Source organism: Variovorax sp. YR216 (assembly GCF_900107745.1).
Taxonomy (GTDB): domain Bacteria; phylum Pseudomonadota; class Gammaproteobacteria; order Burkholderiales; family Burkholderiaceae_C; genus Variovorax.
Map to the genome: position 1 here is coordinate 1 of NZ_FNRO01000037.1, position 3,117 is coordinate 3,117.

Here is a 3,117-nt window from a genome sequence, read left to right on the forward strand (position 1 = left end):
AAGGTAAGCGTGCGACCGAGGCCCTCTTGAATGCGACGTACTGTATGAAGACGATCGTGTGATCGTGCTCGCCGAAGGATGGTGTGCACTTCACGCAACAGGTGCACACCATGTCTTCGCAAGACACACACTCGAAGTCCACGCGTCGCAAGTACACGACCACCTTCAAGCGCGAACTCGTCGAGCGCTGCCTGCGGCCCGGTGCCTCGGTATCGGGAATCGCGCTGGAGAACGGGATCAACGCCAACGTGCTGTTCCGCTGGCGGCGCGAACATGTGCGGGGTACCACGCGCGCCAAGGGTCATGACGCTGCGCATGCCGTGCTGGTGCCGGTGAACGTGGCAGCTGAGGTGACGCCGGCCGTGCCGCAAGCGACGCCGGTGACCTCGTCGAAGCCCGTGGGCATCATCGAGATTGACATCGGCGGCGCGCGCGTTCGCCTGCACGGCCAGGTTGACGAGTCCAACGTGCGCTGTGTGCTGCACACGCTGCGGGGGCTGTCGTGATCGGGCTGTCGGCCAACACGCGCGTGTGGCTTGCGGCGGGCCATACCGACATGCGCCGCGGCTTCGATGGCCTGGCGGCGATGGTGCAGACGGTGCTGGCGGCCAATCCATTCTGCGGGCACGTGTTCGTCTTCCGTGGCCGCCGCGGCGACATCATCAAGTGCCTGTGGTTCGATGGCCAGGGCCTATGCCTGTTCACGAAGCGATTAGAGAGGGGCAGCTTCGTCTGGCCGCAGGCCGACAGCGGCGCGGTGTCGCTGACACCGGCGCAGCTGTCGATGCTGCTGGAGGGCATTGATTGGCGTATGCCGCAACGCACCTGGCAGCCCGACGCGCTGCGCGTGCCGCAGATCGCGGCGTGAGTACTGGATAAGAATGCCTCGGGTGCACCCCTGATAGCGCTGCGCACGAGGTGCCGGGCACAGTGGTGTTCGTGCCCAACTCCGCCACCATCGCGCTGACCGTCGACGAGCTGCTGCGCGTCGTCGCCGAGCGTGACGCCGAGGTGGCGCTGCTGAAGCTCACCATCGACAAGCTCAAGCTGCAGCTCGCGCGTCGAGCCCGCGAGCAATACGGCACCTCCAGCGAGCAACTTGGCGCACAGCTCGCCCTCGTCCCCGCAGAGCCAGCGCAGCCGGCGCCGGCGGCCGAGCCGCCGAAGAACAAGCAGCGGCGCAAGGCCGGACGCAAGCCGCGCGAGTTGCCTGCGCACCTGCCGCGTGAGACCCAGGTGCACTACCCCAAGGGACATGGTGGCGACGCGCCGTGCGCATGCAGCGAATGCGGCGGCAAGCTGCGCCAGCTCGGCGAGGACGTCTCGGAGCAGTTGGAGTACGTGCCTGGGCGCTTCAAGGTCATCCGTCATGTGCGACCCAAGCTCGCGTGCATCGGCTGCCAGGGCATCTTCCAGGCCGCTGCGCCCAGTCGTCCGATCCAGCGCGGGCTGCCCGGGCCGGCGCTGCTGGCGCACGTGTTCGTAGGCAAGTATTGCGACCACACGCCGCTGTACCGCCAGAGCCGCATCTATGTGCGCGACGGCGTGGAGATCGATCGCTCGACGATGACCGGCTGGGTCGATGGCGGCCATCAGCTGCTGGACCCGCTGGTGGCGGCGGCAGGCAACTACGTGCTGGCCGCTGGCAAGGTGCACGCCGACGATACGCCCGTGCCAGTGCTCGATCCGGGTCGCGGGCGGACCAAGACGGGGCGGCTGTGGGTGTACGTGCGTGATGACCGTCCCTGCGGCAGCCACGACCCACCGGCGGTGTGGTTCCGCTATTCGCCGGACCGCCAAGGCAAGCACCCGCGCGAACACCTCAAGCGCTACCGCGGCATCCTGCAGGCTGACGCCTACTCGGGCTATGAGGGCGTCTACAACAGCGGCCGTGTCCAGCACGCGGCCTGTTGGGCGCACGCGAGGAGGTACTACTGGGAGGTGCACGAGGACAACAGGTTCACCCCGGGATCCGTGGCCGAGCAGGCGCTGCATCGCATCGCCGAGTTGTATGCGGTCGAGAGCGACATCCGCGGCCAACTTCCCGAGGAACGACAACGACAGCGACAAGCGCGTGCGGCACCGTTGCTGAAGGATCTGCACGACTGGCTCAGAGACATGGTCGGGCGTGTGTCGGCCAAGTCTGAACTGGCGCGAGCCATTGGCTACACGCTCACGCACTGGCAGGCGCTGACGCGCTACTGTGACGACGGGAATATCGAGATCGACAACAATGCGGCCGAACGCGCGCTGCGCGGCGTCGGTCTTGGAAGGAAGAACTTCTTGTTCTTCGGCTCTGACGACGGAGGCGTGCGTGCCGCAGGGATCTATGGCCTGGTGGAGTCGGCAAAACTCAACGGACTCGATCCCGAGAAGTATTTGCGCGACGTGTTCGAGCGCATCGCCGAGCACCCCATCAACCGCATCGAAGAATTGCTGCCGTGGAACATCGGCCGATGCGCTGAGCAACAACGACAAGCCGCATGACCATGGCGACCAAGACACCCCGCAAACGAATTGCTGCAACCACCATCCTGCAACTGCGCATCGAATTGCGCGGTACGAAGCCCAAGATCTGGCGCCGGGTGCTGGTGCCGCAGACCATCACGCTGCGCAAGCTGCACTCGGTGATCCGGGCCGCCTTCGGGTGGAGCGGAGGACATCTGCACGAGTTCATCGCCGGTGACGGCGAGCGCTTCGGCAGCCCCGACCCGATGTACGACGACGCCGAGGCCCTCAGCAGCGACAACGTACGCCTGACCACGGTGCTGCGGTCCTCGACGCTGAGCTATGTCTACGACTTCGGCGACTACTGGGACCATCGCATCACGGTGGACAAGATGCTCCCCGGGGATCCGCTGCTGGAGCTTCCGTTCTGCATCGGCGGGGCCGGGGCAACGCCGCCCGAGGATTGCGGCGGCGTCTCCGGGTATGAGGACTTCGTGCGCGCCATGGCCGATCCGGACCATCCCGAACACGCGCACCTGGCGCAATGGATCGGTGCCGATACATGGGACCCGGCAGCGCTCGACAGCATCGAGGTCAACGACCGTCTCGCCCAGATCAAGCTATGAGCCGCTGACGGCCCGTCAAGAGGGCCTTGGTCGCCCGCTTACG

Annotated in this window: 4 protein-coding genes; all 4 read left to right on the forward strand. The window is 66.2% G+C overall.

Annotated features, from left to right (window positions below; translation table 11 throughout):
• Positions 1-110: 110 nt before the first annotated feature.
• The 4 genes from BLW05_RS35150 (at position 111) to BLW05_RS35165 (ending at position 3,074) form a co-directional block, all read left to right on the forward strand.
• Complete coding sequence (locus BLW05_RS35150; protein ID WP_143045034.1) at positions 111-506, forward strand: IS66-like element accessory protein TnpA; 396 nt, start codon at positions 111-113, stop codon at positions 504-506.
• A complete protein-coding gene (tnpB, locus tag BLW05_RS35155; RefSeq protein WP_093169558.1) occupies positions 503-868 on the forward strand; it encodes an IS66 family insertion sequence element accessory protein TnpB in 366 nt (121 codons plus the stop codon). The genes BLW05_RS35150 and tnpB overlap by 4 nt, the downstream gene beginning before the upstream one ends.
• Positions 869-939: 71 nt before the next feature.
• Complete coding sequence (locus tag BLW05_RS35160; protein ID WP_093169560.1) at positions 940-2,487, forward strand: IS66 family transposase; 1,548 nt, start codon at positions 940-942, stop codon at positions 2,485-2,487.
• Positions 2,484-3,074: a plasmid pRiA4b ORF-3 family protein gene (locus BLW05_RS35165; RefSeq protein WP_218135279.1), complete on the forward strand. Its 591-nt coding sequence runs from the start codon at positions 2,484-2,486 to the stop codon at positions 3,072-3,074. The genes BLW05_RS35160 and BLW05_RS35165 overlap by 4 nt, the downstream gene beginning before the upstream one ends.
• Positions 3,075-3,117 lie beyond the last annotated feature (43 nt).